The organism is Streptomyces sp. NPDC001851, assembly GCF_040297165.1.
Classification (GTDB): Bacteria; Actinomycetota; Actinomycetes; order Streptomycetales; family Streptomycetaceae; genus Streptomyces.
Map to the genome: position 1 here is coordinate 308989 of NZ_JBEOYR010000008.1, position 23883 is coordinate 332871.

The 23883-nt window shown below is 72.6% G+C and carries 27 protein-coding genes and 1 pseudogene; 15 read left to right on the forward strand and 13 right to left on the reverse strand.

The genetic code is table 11. The features are described 5' to 3' along the window. Positions 1 to 60 precede the first annotated feature (60 nt). A pseudogene (locus ABT171_RS14740) lies at positions 61 to 291 on the forward strand (DUF6214 family protein); the annotation flags it as partial. Positions 292 to 308: 17 nt separating this feature from the next. Here ABT171_RS14740 and ABT171_RS14745 read toward each other — a convergent pair. The 5 genes from ABT171_RS14745 to ABT171_RS14765 form a co-directional block, all read right to left on the reverse strand. Then, a complete protein-coding gene (locus ABT171_RS14745) occupies positions 309 to 986 on the reverse strand; it encodes a TetR/AcrR family transcriptional regulator (protein ID WP_351243492.1) in 678 nt (225 codons plus the stop codon). Positions 987 to 1249: 263 nt separating this feature from the next. Next, positions 1250 to 1939 carry an HAD family hydrolase gene (locus ABT171_RS14750; RefSeq protein ID WP_351243494.1) on the reverse strand — a complete coding sequence of 230 codons (690 nt, stop codon included), beginning with the start codon at positions 1937 to 1939 and terminating at the stop codon, positions 1250 to 1252. Between the two features lie 10 nt (positions 1940 to 1949). Then, positions 1950 to 2657 carry a phosphatase PAP2 family protein gene (locus tag ABT171_RS14755; RefSeq protein WP_503075206.1) on the reverse strand — a complete coding sequence of 236 codons (708 nt, stop codon included), beginning with the start codon at positions 2655 to 2657 and terminating at the stop codon, positions 1950 to 1952. Between the two features lie 74 nt (positions 2658 to 2731). Next, positions 2732 to 3667: a M56 family metallopeptidase gene (locus ABT171_RS14760; RefSeq protein WP_351243496.1), complete on the reverse strand. Its 936-nt coding sequence runs from the start codon at positions 3665 to 3667 to the stop codon at positions 2732 to 2734. 118 nt (positions 3668 to 3785) lie between these two features. Continuing rightward, positions 3786 to 4343 (reverse strand): DUF5134 domain-containing protein, encoded by a 558-nt coding sequence (locus ABT171_RS14765; protein WP_351243498.1) that lies wholly within the window; start codon positions 4341 to 4343, stop codon positions 3786 to 3788. Positions 4344 to 4518: 175 nt separating this feature from the next. Here ABT171_RS14765 and ABT171_RS14770 point away from each other — a divergent pair, with 175 nt between their 5' ends. Further along, positions 4519 to 6255, forward strand: coding sequence for an FUSC family protein (locus ABT171_RS14770; RefSeq protein WP_351243500.1), 1737 nt, complete (start codon positions 4519 to 4521; stop codon positions 6253 to 6255). Further along, positions 6252 to 6896, forward strand: coding sequence for a MarR family winged helix-turn-helix transcriptional regulator (locus ABT171_RS14775; protein ID WP_351243502.1), 645 nt, complete (start codon positions 6252 to 6254; stop codon positions 6894 to 6896). The genes ABT171_RS14770 and ABT171_RS14775 overlap by 4 nt, the downstream gene beginning before the upstream one ends. Here the strand turns inward: ABT171_RS14775 and ABT171_RS14780 are convergent. Beyond that, positions 6893 to 7945 carry an aldo/keto reductase gene (locus ABT171_RS14780; RefSeq protein WP_351243504.1) on the reverse strand — a complete coding sequence of 351 codons (1053 nt, stop codon included), beginning with the start codon at positions 7943 to 7945 and terminating at the stop codon, positions 6893 to 6895. The two genes, ABT171_RS14775 and ABT171_RS14780, sit on opposite strands and share 4 nt — an antisense overlap. A gap of 162 nt (positions 7946 to 8107) precedes the next feature. Next, a complete protein-coding gene (locus tag ABT171_RS14785; RefSeq protein WP_351243506.1) occupies positions 8108 to 8512 on the reverse strand; it encodes a VOC family protein in 405 nt (134 codons plus the stop codon). Positions 8513 to 8581: 69 nt separating this feature from the next. Between ABT171_RS14785 and ABT171_RS14790 the strand changes: the two genes are divergently transcribed. Then, the gene (locus tag ABT171_RS14790; protein WP_351243508.1) at positions 8582 to 9121 is read left to right on the forward strand and encodes a GNAT family N-acetyltransferase; all 540 of its coding nucleotides are present in this window, start codon (positions 8582 to 8584) and stop codon (positions 9119 to 9121) included. Between the two features lie 3 nt (positions 9122 to 9124). On the opposite strand, the gene ABT171_RS14795 is transcribed toward ABT171_RS14790, so the two are convergent. Next, positions 9125 to 9808, reverse strand: coding sequence for a glycerophosphodiester phosphodiesterase (locus tag ABT171_RS14795; protein WP_351243510.1), 684 nt, complete (start codon positions 9806 to 9808; stop codon positions 9125 to 9127). A gap of 394 nt (positions 9809 to 10202) precedes the next feature. Here ABT171_RS14795 and ABT171_RS14800 point away from each other — a divergent pair, with 394 nt between their 5' ends. The 4 genes from ABT171_RS14800 to ABT171_RS14815 all read left to right on the forward strand — a co-directional run bounded on the left by ABT171_RS14800 (position 10203) and on the right by ABT171_RS14815 (position 13780). Beyond that, positions 10203 to 11600 (forward strand): DUF6421 family protein, encoded by a 1398-nt coding sequence (locus tag ABT171_RS14800; protein ID WP_351243512.1) that lies wholly within the window; start codon positions 10203 to 10205, stop codon positions 11598 to 11600. Between the two features lie 59 nt (positions 11601 to 11659). Beyond that, complete coding sequence (locus ABT171_RS14805) at positions 11660 to 12415, forward strand: SDR family NAD(P)-dependent oxidoreductase (protein ID WP_351243514.1); 756 nt, start codon at positions 11660 to 11662, stop codon at positions 12413 to 12415. Next, on the forward strand, positions 12412 to 13482 hold the full coding sequence (locus tag ABT171_RS14810) for a threonine aldolase family protein (RefSeq protein ID WP_351243516.1): 1071 nt from the start codon (positions 12412 to 12414) through the stop codon (positions 13480 to 13482). The genes ABT171_RS14805 and ABT171_RS14810 overlap by 4 nt, the downstream gene beginning before the upstream one ends. A gap of 103 nt (positions 13483 to 13585) precedes the next feature. Further along, positions 13586 to 13780 carry a hypothetical protein gene (locus tag ABT171_RS14815; RefSeq protein ID WP_351243518.1) on the forward strand — a complete coding sequence of 65 codons (195 nt, stop codon included), beginning with the start codon at positions 13586 to 13588 and terminating at the stop codon, positions 13778 to 13780. Between the two features lie 589 nt (positions 13781 to 14369). Here the strand turns inward: ABT171_RS14815 and ABT171_RS14820 are convergent. The 3 genes from ABT171_RS14820 to ABT171_RS14830 all read right to left on the reverse strand — a co-directional run bounded on the left by ABT171_RS14820 (position 14370) and on the right by ABT171_RS14830 (position 16177). Then, on the reverse strand, positions 14370 to 14711 hold the full coding sequence (locus tag ABT171_RS14820; protein WP_351243520.1) for a hypothetical protein: 342 nt from the start codon (positions 14709 to 14711) through the stop codon (positions 14370 to 14372). Positions 14712 to 14834: 123 nt separating this feature from the next. Beyond that, positions 14835 to 15563: a lysophospholipid acyltransferase family protein gene (locus ABT171_RS14825; RefSeq protein WP_351243522.1), complete on the reverse strand. Its 729-nt coding sequence runs from the start codon at positions 15561 to 15563 to the stop codon at positions 14835 to 14837. Between the two features lie 188 nt (positions 15564 to 15751). Further along, entirely contained in the window at positions 15752 to 16177 is a 426-nt protein-coding gene (locus ABT171_RS14830) for a DUF4395 domain-containing protein (protein ID WP_351243524.1), read from the reverse strand. A 75-nt stretch (positions 16178 to 16252) separates the two neighbouring features. Between ABT171_RS14830 and ABT171_RS14835 the strand changes: the two genes are divergently transcribed. The 6 genes from ABT171_RS14835 (at position 16253) to ABT171_RS14860 (ending at position 20882) form a co-directional block, all read left to right on the forward strand. Next, positions 16253 to 16666, forward strand: coding sequence for a TlpA family protein disulfide reductase (locus ABT171_RS14835; protein ID WP_351243584.1), 414 nt, complete (start codon positions 16253 to 16255; stop codon positions 16664 to 16666). An 83-nt stretch (positions 16667 to 16749) separates the two neighbouring features. After that, positions 16750 to 16830, forward strand: coding sequence for a putative leader peptide (locus ABT171_RS14840; protein WP_351243586.1), 81 nt, complete (start codon positions 16750 to 16752; stop codon positions 16828 to 16830). Positions 16831 to 16874: 44 nt separating this feature from the next. Beyond that, positions 16875 to 17384 (forward strand): flavin reductase family protein, encoded by a 510-nt coding sequence (locus tag ABT171_RS14845; RefSeq protein WP_351243588.1) that lies wholly within the window; start codon positions 16875 to 16877, stop codon positions 17382 to 17384. A 217-nt stretch (positions 17385 to 17601) separates the two neighbouring features. After that, entirely contained in the window at positions 17602 to 18387 is a 786-nt protein-coding gene (locus tag ABT171_RS14850) for an electron transfer flavoprotein subunit beta/FixA family protein (protein WP_351243526.1), read from the forward strand. A gap of 52 nt (positions 18388 to 18439) precedes the next feature. Then, a complete protein-coding gene (locus tag ABT171_RS14855) occupies positions 18440 to 19402 on the forward strand; it encodes an electron transfer flavoprotein subunit alpha/FixB family protein (RefSeq protein WP_351243528.1) in 963 nt (320 codons plus the stop codon). Between the two features lie 181 nt (positions 19403 to 19583). Then, positions 19584 to 20882: a DUF6986 family protein gene (locus tag ABT171_RS14860; protein ID WP_351243530.1), complete on the forward strand. Its 1299-nt coding sequence runs from the start codon at positions 19584 to 19586 to the stop codon at positions 20880 to 20882. A gap of 3 nt (positions 20883 to 20885) precedes the next feature. On the opposite strand, the gene ABT171_RS14865 is transcribed toward ABT171_RS14860, so the two are convergent. Together ABT171_RS14865 and ABT171_RS14870 are read right to left on the reverse strand one after the other, a co-directional pair. Next, positions 20886 to 21647, reverse strand: coding sequence for a hypothetical protein (locus tag ABT171_RS14865; RefSeq protein WP_351243532.1), 762 nt, complete (start codon positions 21645 to 21647; stop codon positions 20886 to 20888). A gap of 7 nt (positions 21648 to 21654) precedes the next feature. Beyond that, complete coding sequence (locus ABT171_RS14870) at positions 21655 to 22704, reverse strand: LacI family DNA-binding transcriptional regulator (protein WP_351243534.1); 1050 nt, start codon at positions 22702 to 22704, stop codon at positions 21655 to 21657. 209 nt (positions 22705 to 22913) lie between these two features. Here ABT171_RS14870 and ABT171_RS14875 point away from each other — a divergent pair, with 209 nt between their 5' ends. Next, the gene (locus ABT171_RS14875; protein ID WP_351243536.1) at positions 22914 to 23861 is read left to right on the forward strand and encodes an ROK family protein; all 948 of its coding nucleotides are present in this window, start codon (positions 22914 to 22916) and stop codon (positions 23859 to 23861) included. Positions 23862 to 23883 lie beyond the last annotated feature (22 nt).

Below are 23883 nucleotides of genomic sequence, written 5' to 3' on the forward strand. Positions count from 1 at the left end.
GAGCGCGAACCGCGAGTCGACGGCAAGGTGGGGCGTGAACCAGCAGCCGACGGCCAGCAGGAGGACGCGCTGTACTACGCGGGGCAACGCCGCGCCCGGCCGGGCTGGCCGCGGGGCAACGAGGGCCGGCGGCTCGTCGCGCAGGAATACCGCGCCGCCCAGGAGCAGGGCGCCGACCCGGTGCTCGCCGTGATGAGCGCGACCGGGCACAGCCGTCGCCGCTCCCTCAGGCTGATCGCCCAGGCACGGGACGCCGGATACCTGACGCCACGCCATGTGCGCCGCGGCTGAGGCGAGTTGACGCAGCCTCAGGGCTGACCGGGACGGCTCGGACGCTCTTCCGTGGCGAAGAACCGGGACAGGTCCTGCTCCCGGGCCTCGCCGCCCGGCACGCTCTCCGGCGGCACCCCCGACTCCCAGTCGAGCCCGTACCGCTGGAACAGTTCGGCCCGCAGCGCCGGAACGGGCATCGGCACCCCCGGGATCAGCGCCGAGTACACCGCGCCCATCAACAGGGCCCGCAGCAGCGGATAGTCGGCGAAGACGTCCTCGGAGCCGTACCGGGTGACGGTGTCGCGGAGCAGCTCCGCCAGCCGGCGTTGCTCCGGGCACTGCACGAAGCCCTCGGCCTGCAGCAGCCCGGCCATGTGCTGGCGCATCAGCACCGGCCGGTCGCGGGCCAGCCCCAGGATCGCGTCGATGGCCCGGGCCAGCCGCTCCCGGCCGTCCTCGGTGCGCGGTTCCCGCTCCAGCGCCTCTTCCAGGGTGCGGTGCATCAGCCGGTGCACGGCGGACTGCACCAACTGGCGCTTGCCGGGGAAGTAGTACGACACCAGCCCGCGCGCCGATCCGGCCCGGTCCGCGATGTCACCCAAGGTCGTCGCCTCGTAGCCGCGCTCGTCGACCAGTTCCACCGCGGCCTGCAGCAGCCGCTCCCGGGAACGTCGCCGCAACTCTTCATTGACCGAGGCGCTGCGCGGGGACATCCTGTAACTCCTGCGTTGACTGGCTGCCAGCCAACTATACTCATCGCAGGGGGCGTCGCCCTGCGCGGGGCGCCCTGTTCCAGGGTTGCCGGCCGTCTGGGGCGACGCGGGGGATCGTCTCAGACGGCCGGCACGGGAGCCAGCCTTTTTCGCCGCGTTCCAGCGCCTTCTGTTCGATGCCCAGACGCCGGGGCGGCCGCAGCGCGCATTCGACCAGGGTGAGGAACGCCGGGGCCGACCGCTCCGCCGACGCCCTCCGGGCCTCAACCCACCAGGTCCAGCACGGGAAGCAGCGCGTCGGGGCGGTCCGTCACCGGCAGGTGGTCGACGAAGTGCACCCGGCAGCCGAGCGCGGTCGCGCCACCGTCAGCCTCCTTGCTGTCACCGACCATCAGCACCTGCCGCGGATCGGCGCCCAGCGCCGCGCAGGCGACGGAGAACAGCCGCTGGTCCGGCTTCTGCACGCCGTGCTCGTACGACAGCACATACGCGTCCACATACGGGTCCAGGCCGTGCTCGCGGAACACCGGCCGCAGGTCCCAGCCGATGTTGCTGACCACGCCCACGCCGATCCCGCGCTCGTGCAGCGTGCGCAGCACCTCGGCGGCGTCCGGGTACGGGGCCCAGGCGGCGGGTGTCATGTGCCGTTCGTACAGCGCGTCGTGCAGCCCGGGGTCGGGCAGCGGCACCCGCCGGGACAGTCCCGTGTAGGCGGCCCGGTGCAGCTCCGCGCTCTCGTCCCGCACGGCCCAGACCTCGGCCAGGTCCTCCGGCAGCTGCACCGGGTCCGCGCCGCCCGGGAGCGCGCCGGCCTCCTCCAAGGCCCGTGCGGCAGCCAGCAGTTCGGGTCGCGGCAGGGTGTGCCCCGTCTCGGCCAGCACCGTACGCAGCCAGGACTCGGTGGACTCGACGCGGAACAGTGTCCCGGAGAAATCGAACAACACGGCAGTCATGCGCCCGACCCTATCCGGGCCCGCCGACCGGCGTACCGGGGGAGTGGCGGCGGTCCGACCACTCGTGCACCACCACGGCCAGGGTGACGAGCAAGGCCCCGAACAGCCAGCCGCCGAGCACGTCCGAGGGCCAGTGGACGCCCAGCCACACCCGGGTGACGCCCACCCCCGCCACCGAGACCACGGCCGCCGCCACGGCCGTACGCCACCGGCCACGGCCCGCGCCGAAGCGGCGCAGCAGCCACAGCAGCAGTCCGCAGACCACGGTGGCCGTCATGGCGTGACCGGAGGGAAAGGCCGCGTAGTGGGCGGAGTCCACGGGGTCCGGCCACACCGGGCGCGGCCGGCCGACGGCGTCCTTGACCGTCTGCTGCACGATCCCCGCGACGGCCACGGTGGCCGCCAGCCACAGCGCCGTCCACCAGGCGGCGTACCGGCACACCAGCCACACCGCGGCCACCGCGCCCACCAGACGCATGGTCAGCGGGTCCCAGACCCAGTCCGTCAGCACCCGGAAGACATGGGTGAGAACGTGGTCGCGGACCGCCCAGCGGTGGGTCGTACGGGAGATGTCGCCGTCCAGGCCGAGCAGCGGGCGCCAGTGGACGACGACCAGAACCGACAGCAGCCCGCAGCACATGCCGAGGGCGGCCGCGACGAGCGCCGCGGTGCGCGCAGTACGTGCGCGGGGCCGGAGCGGGGCGGAGTTGTGGCGCATACCGCGATCCTCGTCGATCGGGCGGCCCGTGGCCATCAACCGGCCGGCTCGTGCTGCGTCGCGTACGGCCGGGCTCAGCCGAGCGCCCGCAGGCCGGGAACCAGGGCCACCACCACCGGGATCGCCGGCACCAGTGCCGCGACCGCCGTCAGACGCAGCCGGCGCAGTGCGGGGAGCCGGTCCGGGGCCGTCAGCAGTCGGTGCACACGCTGCGGCACATGGGCCTGCGGGGTGGGGCAGGGTCCGAACACGCCCCGGTCCTCGTTGAGTTCGACCAGCGCCAGCGCGGTCGTCAGCCGGCCGAAGCGCCGGGAGGCCATGTCGTCGGCGGCGAGCTCGACCAGCCGGTGCATCTCGTCGCGGAACGCGGCGAACACCGGCACCTGCGGGAACCCGTCCGCCAGCGCGGCCGAGCAGTGCAGCAGCCAGTCGTGCCGGGCCTGCGCGTGGCCCTGCTCATGAGCGAGGAGCGCGTCCAGCCGACGCCCCTTCAGGCGGCGCAGCGCGGCCGTCGTGACCACCAGCCGGGGTGCCGCACCGGGCAGCCACCAGGCGTCGGGCCGTTCGCCCTCCAGCACCACCAGCCGGCCGCCGGCCGGCTCCTCGCCCGGCAACAGCGGGGCCCGCACGAGGAGTTCGGCCCGCCGTGCGCGGCGCCGGGCGCGGGCCCGTACGACCTCGCGCACCAGCATCGCGAGGCTCCACAGGCCGCCGGCGGCGAGCAGGACGGCGGTGGGCGCCGCCCAGGAGCCGGCCGTGCCCAGGGCGTAGGCGTCCACGACGGCGCGCGGAGCCCGGGCGAACACCTGCCCGCGCACCGCCTGCCAGGCCGCCGACGCGCTGAGCGTCATCGACAGCAGACAGCACAGCAGCACGGCCGCCACGACGCACTGCCACACCCACAGGGCGACGACCGGTTCGCGGTCCGGCCAGTCGGCCCGGGCGAGCAGCCGCGGGGCGACGACGGCGGTCAGGGCGCCGAGCAGCAGCAGGGTCGCGGGGACCATCATGGTCAGCACCCTATGAGCGCGAGGCAGCTCACGGGTACGGTCCGCGCCACCGAAGTGACGCAGACAACGCACCAGCCCCAGCACCCGCACCCGCGCGGACGCGCATGGCTCACCTCGCTCACAGGGTGAGCAGCATCGCCACCATTCCGATCCCCATGGACAGCCGGCAGGCCCGCGCCAGCTCCGGCCGGTCGCCCCAGCCGGCCGGGCCGCCACCCGCCCCGGCCACCGCGACGGCGGCGGGTACCAGACGGGCGCCGGCGAGCAGGACGTACCCCGTGAAGTACGCGAGCAGCGTGCCGGTCAGCACGGGCACCCCGGTGCCGCCGTGCGCGTGGTGTGCGCCGGGCGGGGCCGCGGCCATCGCCGCCGCCATGTAGGCCATGGCGGCGGCGCCCACCAGGTGGTGCAGATGGTGCCGGGCGGCGCGCGCCGTCCACAGCGCGCGCAGCGCCGCCGCGCCGAACACGGCCGCGTACACCGGCCACGCCCACCTCGGGGGAGTGAACACCGCCGCCGGTACGGCCATCACGGCCATGCCGAAGCCCATGAGCGCCTCGCCGCCCGCGGCCCGGCGCTGCTCCTCTACACCGCTGCGCATCCGCAGCAGGCAGTAGGCGCCGGTCGCGGCGCACAGTGCGACCAGCAGCCACGCTGCCGGCACCGGTCCGTGCACACGCACCTCCCCGCTCGACGGTGGGTCGAGGATGCGATGCCCACGCCACGCGGAGCGCACGCGAGCGCAAGGGTGTACACGGGGAGCACTCCCGGGAGCGAGGCTGCTGAACGGGCTGCGGGGGGTGCCGTGGAGCAAAGAATTTTATAAGTAAAACACATGCTAAATTGATGGTATGAGCAGCGCGACCCCCCACCGACTCCCGCTCGCCGGAGTGCTCCGCCTCCGGCGGCCCTCCGACATCTGGTTCAAGCCCGCGCTGAGCGTGGTCGCCGCGGTCGCCCCGCCCAACCTGATCCTGCTGGCGCTCGGCCGCCTCGACCTCGCGATGTACACGATGGCCGGATCACTGTGCGCTCTGTACGGCCACCACCGGCCCTACGCCGCCCGCGCCCGCGTCCTCGCCTGGGTGGTGCTCGGCATGGTCGGCGGCCTCGCCGTCTCCCTGCTCGCCGCGTCGCTCACCTCCGATCCCTTCGTCCTGGTCACCGTCGGCGCCGTCATGGCGGCCGTCCAGAAGACGGCGTGCGACGCCACCCGGCTCGGACCGCCCGCGAACGTGGTCCTGACCTTCATCAGCTCCGCCTCGCTGTTCGCACCGCAGACCCTGGGCCAGGTGCCCGGCCACCTCGGGCTGGCCCTGGCGGCCGGCGCCTGGGCCTGGCTGGTCGGCATGGCGCCCGGACTGCTCCGCCCGAACGGCCCCGAGCGCCGTGCCACCGCGCAGGCCCTGAACGCCGCCGCCGGGTACGCCGGCACGCGCGGCGTGGCCGACGACCACGACCACGACCGGGCCCGGGACGCGGCCGCCGCCGCGATCCACGCCGCCTGGCAGTCGCTGCTCGCCGCCGGCGCCCGGCCCGACCGCACCCGGCGCGCCCTGGAACGGCTCCTCGTCCGCGCCGAGGTCGCCCTCGCCGCCCCGGCCGACACCGACCCCGCACGGCTGCGCGCCTGGGCCCGCGCCCTGCGCGGCACCGGCAGGGTGCCGCGCGTCGACTCCCCGCGCGAGTCCGCCGGTGAACTCCTCGGTGCGGACACCGGACTCGCCCTGCCCCGCCCCCCGCTGCGGCACCGCCTGACCCCCCTCGCCCCGATCGCCGCGCGCACCGCGATCGGCTGCGCCCTCGCCGGATACGCCTCCCTCGCGCTCGGGGCCGGCCGCCCCTACTGGGCCCTGGTCACCGCGGCCTCCCTCTACCAGGCCAACGTCACCCTCACCTTCAGCCGCGGCGTCCAGCGTGTCGTCGGCAACGTCGTCGGTGTCCTGCTCTTCGCCGCACTCGCCCCGCTCGCCCACCTCCACCCGGCCGCCCTGGTGCTGTGCACCCTGGCCCTGAACTTCGGCGCCGAGGCGCTGATCGGCCGCAACTACTGGCTGGGCAGCGTCTGCGTCACGCCCATGGCCCTGCTCGTCACCGAGTTCGCCCGCGCCCAGAACCCGGCCGAGCTGATCACCCAGAGGGTCGTCGACACCCTCGTCGGCGCGCTGGTCGGCTGCGTCGCGGCCGTCGCCGTCACCAACCGGCGCGCGGGCGACCGCCTCGACCACGCGCTGACGGCCGCGGAACGCGCCCGCGAGCACGCCGCCCGGCTGCTGGCCGAGCCGCACCCGGCCCCCCACGCCCTGGAGTCCGCGCGGCGTGCCCTCGCCGCCGCGCTCGTCGACCTGCGCGCCACGGCCGACGCCGCGTCCGGCGAGTGGTGGCAGCGCGCCCTGCCCGAGGAGCGGGTCGTGCTCGCCGAACGGTCCGGACACCGTACGCTCGCGGCGACGGTACGACGCCAGGGGTTCGTGCCGCGGATCCAGGACCAGGAACGGAACCAGGACCAGGAGCAGGGCCAGAACCCGGGCCGGTACGGGGACCAGGGCCGGGCTCAGGGCAGGACGACGGAGGACATACGGCCATGACGGCGACGAACGGCGAACGGACACCGGCGGACGACGCGTCCGGCACGGGCCCCGCTCCCGGCGGGCCCACGCCCGGGGCCGCCCCCCGCACGGGTACCGGCAGCGGCGCTGACACCGCCGGCCGCCGTGACACCGTCGCCGCCGTGGTCCGGCAGTGGCAGGCCGTCCACCCCGAGCTGGACACCGGGCCCATGGAGGTCATCGGCCGGATCAACCGCTGTGCCGCGCTGCTCCAGCAGGCCGAGGACGCGCCGCTGCGCCGGGCCGGGCTCAGCCGTCCCGAGTTCGACCTGCTGGGGGCGCTGCGCCGCACCGGGCACGAGCTGACCCCGGGGGATCTGGCCCGGGAGACCTTCTCCTCGGGGGCCGCCGTCACCAAGCGGGTCAAGCAGCTGACCGAACGCGGTCTGGTCGAGCGGCGCGGCGACACCCGCGACCGCCGCGTCGCCCACGTCCGCCTCACCGACACCGGCCGCGACCTGGTCGACGGCATCATCCCGGAGCAACTCGCCTACGAAACCACCGTGCTGTCGGTGCTGGCCCCGGAGGTCCAGGCGGAACTCGCGGGCCGGCTGGCCGAGTTGCTGAGCCGCCTGGAGGGCCACATGGGACCCGCGTGGCGGGCGGGCCGACGCGCCTAGAGCACGTCGTGCGCCGTACGCCGATACGTCGACCGGCGGTCCCGGATGTCCGGCCAGCGGTCGCCGTACACGTTGCGTGTGACGGGCGGCTCGCGCAGGAAGTCGTGCGGGAAGCCCAGCGGGACCGCGCTCACCTCGTCCAGCCGCTTCATCGTGTCCGCGTCCAGCCGTACCCCGGTGCTCGCGAGGTTGTCGGCCAGCTGCTCCGGCTTCGTGGCGGAGATGACCGGTACGACGTTCCCGGGCCGGCCCAGCAGCCAGGCGAGGGCCACCTGCGCCGGGCTCCAGCCGCCCTGCTCGGCGACGTCCAGGACGACGCTGATCACGTCCTCCTCCGCAGCCGTCGGCCGCTCCCCCAGCACATCCAGCCGGCCCCGCTCCCCACGCCGGTACTTCCCGGTGAGACTGCCCGCCGCCAGCGGTGCCCAGGCGAACACGGCGAGGTCGAAGGCCCGGGCCTGCGGGAGCAGTTCACGCTCCGGGGTGCGCTCCAGCAGGCTGTAGCGCAGCTGCGAGCCCGCGAAGGGCGTCCAACCCCTCAGTTCGGCAAGGGTGTTGGCCTGGGCGATCTCCCAGGCCGGCCAGTCCGACACCCCCACGTAGAGCACCTTGCCGGCGCGCACGACGTCGTCCAGGGCGCGCATCACCTCCTCCACCGGGGTGAAGTGGTCGCGGGCGTGCACCCACAGCACGTCGAGCCGGTCGGTGCGCAGTCGGCGCAAGCTCTCCTCGACCGACTGCACGAGGTTCTTGCGGTGGTTGCCCGCGGCGTTGGGGTCGCCGTCGTGGGTGCCGCAGGTGTACTTGCTCGCCAGCACGAACCGGTCGCGGCGTCCGGCCAGCAGTTCGCCGAGGATCCGCTCGGAACCGCCCGACGTGTAGTTGTTCGCGGTGTCGACGAAGTTGCCGCCCGCGTCGGCGTACGCGTCGAGGATCCGGGCGCAGGTGTCGCTGTCGGCACCCCAGCCCGATTCCTCCCCGAAGGTCATCGTGCCGAGCGCCAGCTCGCTGACGCGCAGACCGGTCCGTCCGAACAGTGTGTACCGCACGTGTGTCTCCCTTTCCGGCAGGTGGTGCGTGCGAAGCTATGAGCTGGAGCGCTCTCGAAGGCAAGGGCGCCGCCCAGCCCTCCGCACCGGCCCGCCCGCGCCGCGGCCCGGGCCGGGGGACCACGGGCCGGGTGCCCGAGGACGGGGCCGAGCGGCAGGGTGTCAAGGAAGGTCCTGGATCCCCGGCCGGTATCGCAGCGGATGGTCCGAAGGGACCTCGACCAGGACGATGCGGGTGCCGTCCGGGTCGGCGATCCACATCTCGACCAGGCCCCACGGCTCCCGCACCGGCGGCCGGACGATGCCGACGCCCTTCGCGCGCAGCTCCTCGTGCGCGGCCGTCACGTCGTCCACCTGCAACCACAGCCGTACCGCGGGTGACGGCGGCGTCTCGGACCTCCCCGAGACCTCCAGGAAGCCGCCGCCGAGGAAGTAGACGGTCCCGCGCTCGGGACCCGTACCGAACTCGCGGTAGACGGCGAGCCCCAGCCGCTCTCCGTAGAACGCCCGGGAGCGCTCGGGGTCGGTGGGGGTGAGCAGGGTCCGGCTGCTGAGTACGTGCACCATGCAGGCGGAGCCTAGGGCAGGGTTACGCTCGACCCTGGCTCAGCCACGCCCGAGACCGAAAGGCCGCTCATGGAAACCGCCCCCACCCGACCCGCCTTCCGCGACGCGACCGACGCCGACGTCGACGCGCTGGTCGCGCTGATCGAGTCGGCCTACCGCGGGGACGCCAGCCGGGCCGGTTGGACCACCGAGGCGGACATCCTGGAGGGGCAGCGCACGGACCCCCAGGGCGTGCTGGACGTGATCAAGTCGCCGGACAGCCGGCTGCTGACGGTGGAGCAGGACGGCCGGATCGTCGCCTGCTGCCAGCTCGAACACCGTGGCGACCACGCCTACTTCGGCATGTTCGCGGTCAGCCCCGCCCTGCAGGGCGCGGGCCTCGGCAAGACGGTCATGGCGGAGGCCGAGCGCCGGGTCCGCGAGATCTGGGGCGTCACGGAGATGCGCATGACGGTGATCTCCGTGCGTGACGACCTGATCGCCTGGTACGAGCGCCGCGGCTACCGCCGTACGGGAAAGATGAGCCCCTTCCCGTACGGCGACGAGCGTTTCGGTATCCCGCAGCGCCCGGACCTGCAGTTCGAGCTGCTGGTCAAGAGGTTCGGGTGACCGTCAGGCCGTGAAGCGCGCCGTGCGCTTGATCTCCGGGAAGTCGGTCGTCGCGCCGTCCAGCTCCAGGGCGCGCACCAGCCGCAGATGATCCTGGGTGTTGACGACCCAGCCGATGATCCGCAGCCCGGACGCGCGGGCGTGCTCGACGACCTCCAGGGTGAGCCGGCGGATGTCGAGGCAGACGGTCGCCGCGCCGACGGCGACCGCGCGCTCCACCACGTCCGTGCCGTAGTGGCTGGCGACCAGCGCCGTGCGCACACCCGGCACCAGCCGCGCGATCTCGGCGACCGCGTCGTCATGGAAGGACGCCACCTCCACGCGCCCGACCAGGTCGCGCTGGTGCATCACCGTCGCCAGGGCCCGGGCCGCCGCCACGTCCTTGATCTCGGCCTGCAGCGGCGTGCGCACCGCGTCCAGCACCTCCTCGAACACCGGCACCCGCTCGCCGCGGCCCGCGTCCAGGGCGCGCAGCTCGGCCAGGGTCTTGTCGGCGATCGGTCCGGTGCCGTCGGTCGTACGGTCCACCTCCGCGTCGTGCATGACGACCAGGGCGCCGTCCTTGCTCAGATGCAGATCCAGTTCGATCAGGTCGAGGCCGGCGTCCTGCGCGGCGACGAAGGAACGAAGGGTGTTCTCGGGCTCGACACCCATGACCCCGCGGTGACCGATGGTAAGGAAGTTCAAGGTTCAACTCGCTTCCGTCGACGGCGGCTCGGCGCGCGCGGGACGGGCGGACGCCGTCGTCCGCGCGGGCAGAGTCGCAGCCTAATGGCCGGGCCCCGCGATGAACCCGCATGTGCACAAGGCATCCGGGTTGTCGGGTCGCTGGCGGCTGGCCGGTATCCGCCCCTGCCGTCACCCTGTCGTGGGCGAGTCCCCGCACCGTTGACCGCCCCGCTCCGCCGCGCGCGAGAGGCGGGCGCTGCCGACGGAAGTGAGCGCCGTCACGGTGTACGGCAGGAAAAATGTCGGCGTCGAAGGGTGGAGGCAGAATAATTTCCTGAGCTTGCCTCTTGCTGGCTGAAACGGGGTATGCATACGGTGTCCTTACGCGAGCTTCTCCCGTGGAGGATGGGACATGACGGAAATTCTTGTGCAGGCGGGTGCGGAGGGACAGGTTTCTTCGCTGACCAGGGTGGTGGAGCACCCGGCCTGGCCCGTGCTCAAGGATGCCGTGGAGCAGATCCGGCCATGGCAGTCCAAGGACGGATCGATCGACTTCGAGGCCGAGGGCGCCCCGGCCCCGGCGGACGTCGAGGCCGCCGTACGGCGTGTCGTCGACGCGGTCGAAGAGCTGTCCCCGCTGCTCCCGCACGACGAGGCCTACCACCGGGCCCTCGTGAAGGACCTGCACCGCTGGGCCGACGGCGGCTTCCAGGTGCCGGACTTCCTGGACTCCCTGCTGGCCTTCCAGCCGGCCGCCAACCGTGCGGACGGCCTGCAGCACCTGGTCGTCTTCCCGATGTACACGCAGAACGGCAACCTGGACCGCAACCTGGAGGCGGTCGTGCTGCGCATGGTCTGGCCCGACTGGCTGGCCGAGCTGGAGCGCACCCGCTACGACAACCCGCTCTTCTGCGGCATCACGTTCGAGGACTTCACGGCCGGGTACGACACCAACTCCGCCGTCCTCTTCCCGGAGACCATCGCCGTGCGCGAAGCGCCGGAACGATTCTCCTGGGGTGGCATCTTCTGCGACCGCGAGGCCGCCCGCTTCCGCCGGGTCACCGCCGCGGCCGTCGACATCCTGGGCCTCCAGCTGCCCGAGGACATCGCCGCCATGGTCCACGACCAGAAGCGCTGCGAGGAGGCCTTCGTGCTGTGGGACATGGTCCACGACCGCACCCACAGCCACGGCGACCTGCCGTTCGACCCGTTCATGATCAAGCAGCGCCAGCCGTTCTGGATGTACGGCCTGGAGGAGCTGCGCTGCGACCTCACCGCCTTCAAGGAGGCCGTGAAGCTCCAGGCGGACGGCGTCCCGCAGGCCCGTGACGTGCAGTACGCGGTGCTCTTCGACCGCATGTTCCGCTTCCCGGTCACCGGCGACCGCAACCGCAACTACGACGGCCTCGGCGGCCAGCTGCTCTTCGCCTACCTGCACAAGCACGACGTCCTGCGCTGGACCGACAACAAGCTCTCCATCGACTGGGAGCGCGCCCCGCACGTCACCAACCAGCTGTGCGCCGAGATCGAGAAGCTCTACAAGGACGGCATCGACCGCCCGAAGCTGGTGCACTGGTTCGCCGGGTACGAACTGGTCCGCACCTACCTCGCCCCGCACCCCGGCTCCAAGTGGGCCAAGGGCCCGGAGGCGCTGGACCTGACCCAGCCGCCGCGCAAGCTGGTGGACGACGTGCTTCCGGACGAGTTTCCGCTGAGCATGTTCTACGAGGCCCTGTCCAAGAAGCTGAAGAATGTGATCGCCTCCACCAAGGGCATCACGGCGGACAGCGCCGAGCCGGTCGCCGCGTGAGCGACCGCGTGCGGAACACTGCTTCACGCGTCCAGAACACTGCTGCAGAGGGGAAGAACATGGGGAACGGGGCGAACGGGCCGCTCAGCGGTGCGGTGATCGCGGTGGCCGGCGCGGGCGGACCCGCCGGGCGCGCGACGCTGCTGCGTCTGGCCGAGGCCGGGGCGACCGTGGTCGGCGCGGACAACGACCCGCAGCGGCTGTCGGAGGCCGTGGACGCGGCCCGGTACGCCTCCGGTGGCGCCACCGTCACCGGCGACACGGTGGACCTGCTCGACCTGCAGTCCACCCGGGACTGGGCCGCCCACGTCGAGAAGGACTTCGGTCGCGTCGACGGCCTGGTGCACCTGGTCGGCGGCTGGCGCGGCAGCGAGACCTTCACCAAGACCAGCCTGGACGACTGGGACTTCCTGGAGCTGCTGCTCGTCAAGACCGTGCAGCACACCTCCCTCGCCTTCCACGAGGCGCTGCAGCGCAGCGAGCGGGGCCGGTACGTCCTGATCAGCGCGGCCGGCGCGAGCAAGCCGACCGCGGGCAACGCCGCGTACTCCGCCGCCAAGGCGGCGGCCGAGGCGTGGACGCTGGCCATGGCCGACTACTTCCGCAAGGCCGGGGGCGAGGGGGGTCCCACGTCCGCGGCTACGATCCTGGTGGTGAAGGCGCTGGTGCACGACGCCATGCGCGCCGAACGCCCCAACGCGAAGTTCGCGGGCTTCACGGACGTCAAGGACCTCGCCGAGGCCATCGAGGGCGTCTGGAGCAAGCCCGCCGCCGAAGTGAACGGAAACCGTCTGTGGCTGACCGAGAAGCCGTGAACCCTCCCAAGACCGACGCGCGTCGCCACCACGACCCGCAGGTCCGCGGTTTCGCCAGTGACAACTACGCCGGAGCCCACCCGGAGGTGCTGGCCGCCCTGGCCCTGGCCAACGGCGGCCACCAGGTGGCGTACGGCGAGGACGAGTACACCGAGAACCTCCAGCAGATCATCCGCAGCCACTTCGGGGCCACCGCGGAGGCCTTCCCCGTCTTCAACGGCACCGGCGCGAACGTGGTCGCGCTGCAGGCGGTCACCGACCGCTGGGGTGCGGTGATCTGCGCCGAGAGCGCGCACATCAACGTCGACGAAGGCGGCGCGCCCGAGCGCATGGGCGGTCTGAAGCTGCTCACCGTCCCCACGCCCGACGGCAAGCTCACCCCCGAGCTGATCGACCGGCAGGCCTGGGGCTGGGAGGACGAGCACCGCGCCATGCCCCAGGTGGTGTCGATCACCCAGAGCACCGAGCTGGGCACCCTCTACACACCGGACGAGATCCGCGCGATCTGCGAGCACGCGCACGCCCGCGGCATGAAGGTGCACCTGGACGGCTCCCGGATAGCCAACGCGGCCGCCTCGCTGAACGTGCCCATGCGGACGTTCACCAACGCGGTCGGCGTCGACCTCCTCTCGCTGGGCGGGACCAAGAACGGCGCCGTCTTCGGTGAGGCGGTCGTGGTCATCAACCAGGACGCGGTGCGGCAGATGAAGCACCTGCGCAAGATGTCGATGCAGCTGGCCTCCAAGATGCGCTTCGTGTCGGTGCAGCTGGAGGCGCTGCTGGCGAAGGACCTGTGGCTGCGCAACGCCCGGCACGCCAACGAGATGGCCCAGCGCCTCGCCGAGGGCGTGCGCGCGGTGCACGGCGTGGAGATCCTCTATCCGGTGCAGGCGAACGGCGTCTTCGCGAAGCTTCCGCACGATGTGAGCGAGCGGCTGCAGAAGCGTTTCCGGTTCTACTTCTGGGACGAGGCCGCCGGGGTCGTGCGCTGGATGTGCTCCTTCGACACCAGCGAGGAGGACGTCGACACGTTCGTGGCCGCGGTCAAGGAGGAGATGGCCCGCTAGCCGGGACAGGGACGCATGGATGTGCGGCCGGTCGAAAGTCATTGACTGTCGATCGGCCGCATTCCTCTTCCTCCGTCGCGGGGCACGGCGACTGGAGCAACGCGTGACCTCCTTGGACGGGGTCCGCAACCCCCTGACGACGACCGCGCGCTGCGCCGGCGAGGCGGCCGACTGCGCGGTCAGCGGCTCGTCGGAGATCCCGGGCCTCGGCGCGGCTCAACAGCGCGGGCTGCTCAAGGCCTTCGCCGAGGACCAGGCCGAGCGGCGCGGCTGCTCCGGCCCGCGCATGACCGGCTGACACCCGGCGGCCCGGCCTCACGGCGCCCCGTACCGGAAAGCTTCAGGCAGGCGTCGTCGAGGAGTTGCCGCAGGGCCGACGCCCGGCCGGCCGGGACCTTCCGGGCCCGCGTCCAGGCCTCCACGGTCGGGGAGATCTGGCGGCGTTCGTCCATGAGGTCGCCGTGCGGGGGCCGCTCGCCGGCCGGCGGGCGATGCCGGCCATCCGGTATCGGCACCCTCCCGCACGTCAGGGCGGACGGCGTCCGGCATGGTGACATAGCCGACCTCGGCTCCTTCGGCTCGGTCGTGCGCCGGCACACCCGCGGCCTCTGCCTGCCGGCCCCGGAACAGGTTTCCAGCAGGCCTGCAGTGGGCCAGGTAGGCCCGCTCCGCGTCGTACCGGATCGCGAACGCCTCCGGGTCCCCGCGCTCGAAGAACGACCGGTCCGGGGCGCCCTCGGGCACCGTCAGCGGTTTGGCACCACAACCCGGGTGCCGTGAGGCGGAGCCGAGGTCCGGGCAGCGGAGCGGGAAGCTGGAGGTCACCGAATGCGTCGACGAATCCCGGCAGGCCCGCCGGCATAGGGGGCAAAGCGGGAGAATCCCTGTCACGGGAAGAGGAAGAGGAACTCGCCGTCCTGGTCGTCCCGCCCGGTGCAGGCGGTCGTCCGCACCACCGGCGTGGCGTCACCGCGGCCCTCGAAGTGCGGGCCGCAGCCGTAGTCACCGGGCCCGGGGGGTGCCGTGGTGTCGGCCTTCGTGAAGTGGCCGCCGCCGGCCGCGAGATGCCGCACCGGTGCGGAGGGGAGCGCGCCGTCGCAGGCGGTGCGCACCAGCCACCAGTCCTTCACACAGGGCGCGCAGAACCAGCCGGCCACAGCCCGGCCGCAGCCGCCCACGTCACCCTCCATCAGCGCCGCATCGTCGAGCCGCCGTACAGCGGTCGGCACACGAGGGCCACCCGGCGCTCCCGCCACGATCGCGAACCCCAGCGGCAGCCCCCTGTCCACCGGCCTGCAGCCGGCGAACGCAATGCCGGCCCCCCGCATCCCGCTCGAGTGAAGCGCCGCAGGTCACCGCGCCTGGGCCGTGCGCAGCTGCTCCGCCGTCGGTGCCGTACCGCCCAGGTGGGCCGGCAGCCACCAGGAGTCCTCGGAGTTCTTGGGGCGGCCCGGGTAGGCGCGCTGGGCGGCCTCCAGCAGCTCCTGGACGGCCTCGCGCAGCCGGCGGGTGATGGCGCCGGCGTACTGGTCGCGGGGTGCCTCGACCGCTTCGCCGACCCGGATGGTGACGGGCAGGTGGTCGCGCTTGAAGTTGCGGGGCTGGCCCTTCGTCCACAGCCGCTGGGTGCCCCACACCGCCATCGGGACCAGCGGGACACCGGCGTCCTGGGCGAGGCGGGCCGCACCGGACTTGAAGCTCTTCAGTGTGAACGACTGCGAGATGGTGGCCTCCGGGAAGACCCCGATCACCTCGCCGGAACGCAGCGAGTCCAGCGCGTGCGCGTAGGCCGTCTCGCCCTGTCCGCGGTCCACCGGGATGTGCTTCATCCCGCGCATCAGCGGCCCGGAGATCCGGTGGCGGAAGACGGACTCCTTCGCCATGAAGCGCACCAGGCGCTTCTGCGGCAGGGCGGCCAGGCCGTTGAAGATGAAGTCCAGGTAGCTGATGTGATTGCTCACCAGCACGGCGCCGCCCGAGCGCGGGATGTTCTCCGATCCCTGACAGTCGATCTTCAGGTCCCAGGCTTTGAACAGCGTCTTGGCGAGACCGATGACGGGGCGGTAGACCAGCTCTGCCATGGGCGGGGTGGACCCTTTCTGCTCTGCTCGGGAAAGGGGGCTCCCGGCGGAAAAGTTACGCAGCCGTAGGTTTACGGCGTCTCGCAGATCGTGCCCGAAGAACGGACGGGTAGCCAGTCCTGGTGCCCCGCGGCGGCGAGATCCTCGTCACGTCGGCCCACACCCCACCTTGGATCTTTAAGTCCCCTTTACTCCGTCTGCTCCGCATGGACCGTGGCCCTCTTCAGGAGCAGGAACAACTCGCAGCCCAGGCAGTACCCGAACGCCGCGTTCAGAAACGCCGCGGCGAGCGCCGCCCCCGTCGCGACGAGTCCCAGCCACTGGGGTCCCACCGTGAAGCCGACCAGTCCCAGCCCCGCGAAGAGGAGACCCACCGCCTGCGCGAACCGCGGCGGCTCCGGCGCCTCGAACTCCTTCGGGGGTCCGAGCCGTGGCCGTACGGCCGTGCGGAACGCCCAGCCGTACGGCGAGTGCTGTACGCCCGCGGCGGCGCCGAGCGCGAACGCCGCCGTCTGCCAGCCCAGTACCCAGGTGTTCTGAAGGCTCAGCGCCACGGCCAGAACGGCCGTCGTCACGGCCGCTCCGAAGCGCGGCCCCCTCACATCGATGTCCATGAATCAAGCATTCCGCAGCGGAAACTCCGGCGGGAGTCGGGAATCTTTGCAGTCTCATGAATGCTTGTGCAGATGATGACCGGACTGGTGGTGTGCGTGGCGGTGCTCGTCATGGCGAGCGCCTTCGGAGTGCTGCACAAGCGGCGGAGCGGGAGAGTGCGGGTGCGCGGGCGGGACGAGGGCAAGCGGATGGGCGCGGCCGAGCTGGGCGGCGATCTCGGTGAACGGGCCACGCTGGTCCAGTTCTCCAGCGCCTTCTGCGCCCCCTGCCGGGCCACCCGGCGCATCCTCGGCGAGGTAGCGGAGATGGTCCCCGGGGTGGCCCACGTCGAGATCGACGCCGAGGCCCGTCTGGACCTCGTACGCGAACTGGAGGTCCTGAAGACGCCCACCGTCCTGGTCCTGGACGCCGACGGCCGCGTGGTGCGGCGCGCCACCGGACAGCCCCGCAAGGCCGATGTCATCGCGGCCCTGGGGGAGGCCATATGAGGGGGCCTCAGCCGGCGGCGTGGTGCCTCCCGGATCCCGGAATGTGCTTGACTGTGCGCACCATCGATCGTCAGCCTGATCGTATGCCGATCGAACTCCTTCTCCACGGGCGGGTCCACGTCGACCTCGTCCGCACCGCGAGCGCCACCTGTCCGGGCCGGTGAGCACCTACGGCCCCGCTCGCGACCTCCAGCAGAAGGACGACTCCATGACGGCCTCGCCCGACCTCGGCACCGTTCAGCTCGCTTCTCCCGACCTGTTGCGCTCCACCTTCCGCCGGCATGCCGCCGGTGTGGCGGTGATCACCGCCCGCGGTGACGCCGGCCCGGTCGGCTTCACCGCCACCTCCCTCACCTCCGTCTCCGCGGAGCCCCCGCTCGTCTCCTTCGGCATCGGCACGGGGGCCTCCAGCTGGCCCGCCGTCGCCGGGACGGAGCACATAGGCGTCCACATACTCGGTGAGCACCAGAGCGAGCTGGCCGCCACCTTCGCCCGCAGCGGCGCCGACCGCTTCGGCGCGCCGACCGCGTGGCGCGAGGGCCCGGAAGGCGTACCGGTGCTCGACGACGTCCTCGCCTGGCTGGTCTGCCGGATCGTCGGCCGGGTGCCCGCCGGGGACCACCGCATCGTGCTGGCCGAGGTGGTCCTGGGCGATCCCACGGGCGCCGGGCGTCCCCTCCTCTACCACCAGGGCCGCTTCAGCGGCCTGCGGGATTGATCACGCTTCCCGGTCCTGCGCAGCCGTCGGGTTCCGGTTACGCTGCGTTGCGAAGGTCACAGTTCAAAGCGCTTGCTTAGCGGGCGGGGACTGGGTGTACTGACGAGTAATATTTCGGTCGGAGCGCGCGGACGCCCCGACCGGGATCGGCCGCTTGAGGCGCCTATGCTGCCTGCAAGAGGCAGCCCGGAAATGACGATGCAGTAGGAGAGCCGGCGTGAGCTTGAGGATCGTTGTCACTGTGAAGTACGTGCCCGACGCCACTGGCGACCGGCACTTCGCCGATGACCTGACCGTCGACCGCGACGACGTGGACGGTCTGCTCTCCGAGCTGGACGAGTACGCGGTCGAGCAGGCGCTGCAGATCGCGGAGGACGCGGACGACGCCGAGGTCACCGTCCTGACGGTCGGCCCCGAGGACGCCAAGGACGCGCTCCGCAAGGCCCTGTCCATGGGTGCCGACAAGGCCATCCACGTCGAGGACGACGACCTGCACGGCACCGACGCCATCGGCACCTCCCTGGTGCTGGCCAAGGCGATCGAGAAGGCCGGCTTCGACCTGGTCGTCTCCGGCATGGCCTCCACCGACGGCACCATGGGTGTCGTACCGGCCCTGGTCGCCGAGCGTCTCGGCGTCCCGCAGGTCACCCTGCTGTCCGAGGTCTCCGTCGAGGACGGCGTGGTCAAGGGCCGCCGGGACGGCGACGCCGCCAGCGAGCAGCTGGAGGCCTCCCTCCCGGCCGTCGTCTCCGTGACCGACCAGTCGGGCGAGGCGCGTTACCCGTCCTTCAAGGGCATCATGGCGGCCAAGAAGAAGCCGGTGGAGTCCTGGGACCTGTCCGACCTGGACATCGAGGCCGAGGAGGTCGGCCTGGACGGCGCGTTCACCAAGGTCGAGGCCGCGAACGAGCGCCCGGCGCGCACGGCCGGCACCATCGTCAAGGACGAGGGCGAGGGCGGCAAGCAGCTCGCTGAGTTCCTCGCGAGCCAGAAGTTCATCTGAGGCTCGCTTCCGCTGACCGCCCCTCAACTTCGTTACGCAGGAGAGCAATCCCATGGCTGAAGTCCTCGTCTACGTCGACCACGTGGACGGCGCCGTCCGCAAGCCCACCCTGGAGCTGCTGACCCTGGCCCGCCGCATCGGCGAGCCCGTCGCCGTCGCCCTCGGCAACGGCGCCGCCGACACCGCCGCCACGCTCGCCGAGCACGGCGCGGTGAAGGTCCTCACCCACGACGCCTCCGAGTACGCCGAGTACCTGGTCGTGCCGAAGGTGGACGCCCTGCAGGCCGCCTACGAGGCCGTCTCCCCGGCCGCCGTACTGGTCCCGTCCTCCGCCGAGGGCAAGGAGATCGCCGCCCGTCTGGCGCTGCGCATCGGCTCCGGCATCATCACCGACGCCGTCGACCTGGAGGCCGGCGACGAGGGCCCGGTGGCCACCCAGTCGGTGTTCGCCGCGTCCTTCACCACCAAGTCCCGGGTCATCAAGGGCACCCCGGTCATCACGGTCAAGCCGAACTCGGCCGCCGTCGAGGCCGCCCCGGCCGCGGGCGCCGTCGAGGCCCTGTCCGTGACCTTCTCGGACAAGGCGACCGGCACGAAGATCACCGGCCGTACGCCGCGTGAGTCGACGGGCCGCCCGGAGCTGACCGAGGCCGCGATCGTGGTCTCCGGTGGCCGTGGCGTCAACGGCGCCGAGAACTTCTCGATCATCGAGGCGCTGGCCGACTCCCTCGGCGCGGCCGTCGGCGCCTCGCGTGCCGCCGTCGACGCCGGCTGGTACCCGCACACCAACCAGGTCGGCCAGACCGGTAAGTCGGTCTCGCCGCAGCTGTACATCGCCAACGGCATCTCCGGCGCGATCCAGCACCGCGCCGGTATGCAGACCTCGAAGACCATCGTGGCCGTCAACAAGGACGCCGAGGCCCCGATCTTCGAGCTGGTCGACTACGGCGTGGTCGGCGACCTGTTCGACGTCGTCCCGCAGCTGACCGAGGAGATCAAGGCCCGCAAGGGCTGAGCACCTCCCGGCGCGACGAGGCCCCCGTGACCGACGCGGTCACGGGGGCCTCGGTGCATCCTGGTGACGGCCGGCCGGCCGGCGACCAGGTCCGGACGAGGTGTTGACCAGCGAGAACCGCACGGATAACTTCGTTCTACGGATTGTTGATTCCGTACAGCGGAAAATTGGAGGGTGTGGGATGGGTCAGCAGGAGAAGGTGGCGACGAGCCTCGCGGGCGCCGTCAGCGAGGAGATCAGCGCCTCCCTCGCACCGGTCGACGCGGAGCTGGAGCGCCGCTACCCCGGGGACCCCGGCACCCGGCAGCCCGTCCACACCGTCTACGTCCCCGGTGACGCCTTCGCCGCCGACACCATCCGCTCCTGGGGCGACCAGGCGCTCGCCGCCCTCGACGCCCACGCCCCGGACGCCGCCTCCTTCGCGGCGGTGCTCGGCCTGTCCGACGAGCTGGCGGAGCCGGTGCACGCCCGAGTCCGCGCCAAGCTGGAACGCGAGCCCGTCGAAGACCTGCGCGTCGACTTCGAGGACGGCTACGGCCCCCGCCCCGACGCCGAGGAGGACCAGGCGGCGGCCCGCGCGGCCCGGCTGATCGCGGAAGCCTACGAGAACGGCACGGCGGCGCCGTACATGGGCATCCGCATGAAGTGCATGGAGGCGGCGGTACGCGACCGGGGCATCCGCACCCTCGACGTCTTCCTCACCGGCCTGATCGAGGCGGGCGGCCTGCCCGACGGTCTGGTCCTCACCCTGCCGAAGGTGACGTACCCCGAGCAGGTCTCCGCCTTCGTCCGCCTCCTGGAGGCCTTCGAGAAGGTGCACGGACTCGACGCCGGCCGGCTCGGCTTCGAGATCCAGATCGAGACCAGCCAGTCCATCCTCGCCACCGACGGCACCGCGACCGTCGCCCGGATGATCCAGGCCGCCGAGGGCCGCGCCACCGGGCTGCACTACGGCACCTTCGACTACAGCGCCTGCCTGGGCGTCTCCGCCGCCCACCAGGCCAGCGACCACCCCGCCGCCGACCACGCCAAGGCGATCATGCAGGTCGCCGCCGCGGGCACCGGCGTCCGCGTCTCCGACGGCTCGACGAACGTCCTCCCGGTCGGCCCGACCGCCAAGGTCCACGACGCCTGGCGCCTCCACTACGGCCTCACCCGCCGCGCCCTTGCCCGCGCCTACTACCAGGGCTGGGACATGCACCCCGGCCACCTCCCCACCCGCTACGCCGCCGTCTTCGCCTTCTACCGCGAAGGGTTCGAGCAGGCGGCGGGCCGCCTCGCCCGGTACGCCAACCACGCCGGCGGCGACGTGATGGACGAGCCCGCCACCGCCAAGGCCCTCAGCGGCTACCTGCTGCGCGGACTGGACTGCGGCGCCCTCGACATCGCCGAGGTCGCCCGCCTCACCGGCCTGACCCGCAAAGACCTGGAAGGCTTCGCGGCACCCCGGCGCGGCGACCTGACGGCCTTCGCCAAGTAGCCGTCAGGGTCCGGCCGGCCGGCCGTCGGCGTACGGCTCCAGCCCCGACTCCGTCACCCACTTCTGCTCGGCGAACAGCCGCGTACCTCGCGCACACAGCGCGGCGTCCCGGCGCGCCCGCGCGCAGAACTCCTCGGGCGTGACCCCGAACAGCTCCCGCAACGGCGCCGATCCCCCGAGGAGTCCGGTGATCAGTACGCGCTGGTCACCGGGGTGGCGGCGGGGCGCGGCGGAGCCGTTGTGCAGCACCCCGTGCCGGTTGACGTAGGCGTAGGCCCCCGGGAGTACGGAACCGTCCGGCAGCTCGATCCGCACGTCCGGCGCGGGCAGCCAGGCCCGCCGGAAGTTGCCGTCGCGCAGCGGCACGCCCTCGCTGGCGTCGATCACCTCCAGCTGGCGCAGGTCCGGCCAGATGACGAACAACTCGCGTAAGCAGCGGGGGGACCTGACCGGCGATGCCGAGACGTAGCCCAGCCGGCTGACGTGCGCGGAGACACCCACGTCGAGGCCGGTCACCCGGGTCCGCACCATGGGCAGCGGGGAGCCGATCCCGAACTCCGCCATCTTGTGGCGCAGTTGGCCGGGGCAGGCGTTGGAGCCGACGGCGAGGACCGGCACCCGGTCGTCGTACACCAGGTGCTCCAGCGGCAGCATCCGGTCGCCGTGCAGCACCCCGGAGTCGGCCGGCCAGGCGCCGGGGTAGGACAGCGGATGGTCGCGGGGGGCGTCGGCCAGGCCGAGTTCCTCCAGGGTGCGGCCGGTCACGGGCGGCTCAGTCGGCCGGCGGCAGCTCGCCCGAGCCGCGCGTGATCAGCCGGGTGGGCAGCTCGATGCGCTCCGGTGCGACGAGGCTGCCGTCCAGCTGACGGAACAGGCGCTCGGCGGCGGTACGACCGAGGGCGGCCGCGTCCTGGGCGACGACCGTGACGCCCGGCTGGAGCAGATCGGCCAGCTCGATGTCGTCGAAGCCGACGAGGGCGACCGGGCGGGCGTGCTCGGCGAGGACCCGGATCACGGTGACCGTCACCCGGTTGTTGCCCGCGAAGACCGCGGTGACGGGCGCGGGCCCGGAAAGCATCTCCTCCGCCGCCCGGCGCACCCGCTCCGGATTCGTCTGCCCGAGGGACATCCAGGCGTCCTCGACGGGTATCCCCGCGTCCTCCATCGCCGCCCGGTAGCCGCGCAGCCGTTCGGCGGCGGTGTGGATGCGCGGCATGTCGCCGATGAACCCGATCCGGCGGTGGCCGTGCGCGATCAGATGGGCGACGCCGTCCCGGGCACCGCCGTAGTTGTCGGAGAGCACCACGTCGGCGTCGATCCGCCCGGCCGGCCGGTCCACGAACACCGTCGCCACGCCCGCCCTGATCTCCGGTTCGAGATAGCGGTGGTCGTCCCCGGCCGGGATCACCACCAGACCGTCCACCCGCCGTGCGCACAGGGCCAGTGCCAGCTCCTGCTCACGCTCCGGGTCCTCGGCGCTGGAGCCGTTGATCAGCAGGGCGCCGTGGGCCCGGGCCACCTCCTCGACGGCCCTGCTGAGCGGGCCGTAGAAGGGGTCGGCGAGGTCCTCCAGGACCAGGCCGATGCTCGCCGTACGGCCCTTGCGCAGCACCCGGGCGCTGTCGTTGCGGCGGAAGCCCAGCGCCTCGATCGCCTCCTGCACCCGGCGCTCGGTGTCCGGGGTGACGCCGGGCTCGCCGTTGACCACCCGGGAGACCGTCTTCAGGCCGACCCCGGCCCGCGCCGCCACGTCCTTCATCGTCGGACGGTTGCCGTAACGGGTGCCGGGAAGGCTGTCTGCGCGGCGGGTGGTCTCGGGCACGATGCGGCGTCCTGTCCTGTCGTACGACTTGTACACGAGGTGGTGCGTCGATCCTCGGTTTGTATGAGGATGTGGCGTCGAGCATAGAGCCTGGACAACGTTGTCAGGTGCGAGAGACACTGTCCACCGCTGTCTCCGGCCTGCGCCCCCACCGCTTGACCGGCCTGGCTTTTCTTGGTTTGCAAGCTTCAACGGGGAGTCTGACTCTGATGTACACCGACCTCGTGGCGGCCCTGGACATCGGCGGTACCAAGATCGCCGGCGGTCTGGTGGACGGCCATGGACGGATCCTGGCCCGAGCCCAGCGCGCCACCCCCGCCCAGCAGGACGGCGAAACGGTCATGCGGGCGGTGGCGGACGTACTGGGCGACCTCGCCGCATCGCCGCTGTGGGGGCGGGCGCACTCCGTCGGCATCGGCAGCGCCGGACCGGTCGACGCCTCGGCGGGCACCGTCAGTCCGGTGAACGTGCCGGGCTGGCGGGACTTCCCGCTGGTCGAGCGGGTGCGCGCGGCCACCGGTGGGCTCCCGGTCGAGCTGATCGGCGACGGCGTCGCGATCACGGCCGCCGAGCACTGGCAGGGTGCCGCCCGCGGCCACGACAACGCGCTGTGCATGGTGGTGTCGACCGGCGTCGGCGGCGGGCTGGTGCTGGGCGGGAAGCTGCACCCCGGGCCCACCGGGAACGCCGGGCACATCGGACACATCAGCGTCGACCTCGACGGCGACCCGTGCCCGTGCGGTTCCCGCGGCTGCGTGGAGCGGATCGCGAGCGGGCCCCATATCGCCCGCCGCGCCCTGGAGCGGGGCTGGCGCCCCGGCCCCGACGGCGACACCTCCGCGGCCGCGGTGGCCGCCGCGGCCCGCGAGGGCGACCCGGTCGCGGTGGCCTCCTTCGAGCGGGCGGCCCAGGCGCTGGCGGCCGGCATCGCGGCCACCGCGACCCTGGTCGAGATCGACATCGCGGTGATCGGCGGGGGCGTCGGCAAGGCGGGCGACATCCTGTTCACACCCCTGCGCAAGGCACTCACCGACTACGCGACGCTGTCCTTCGTGCGGCGGCTGACGGTCGTACCCGCGCAGACGGGGACGGACGCGGGGCTGGTGGGTGCGGCAGCGGCGGCGCTGGCGCGTAGGCCGGACGCGGCGGGGGTCTGAGCCCGAGGTCCGGTGCCGGGCA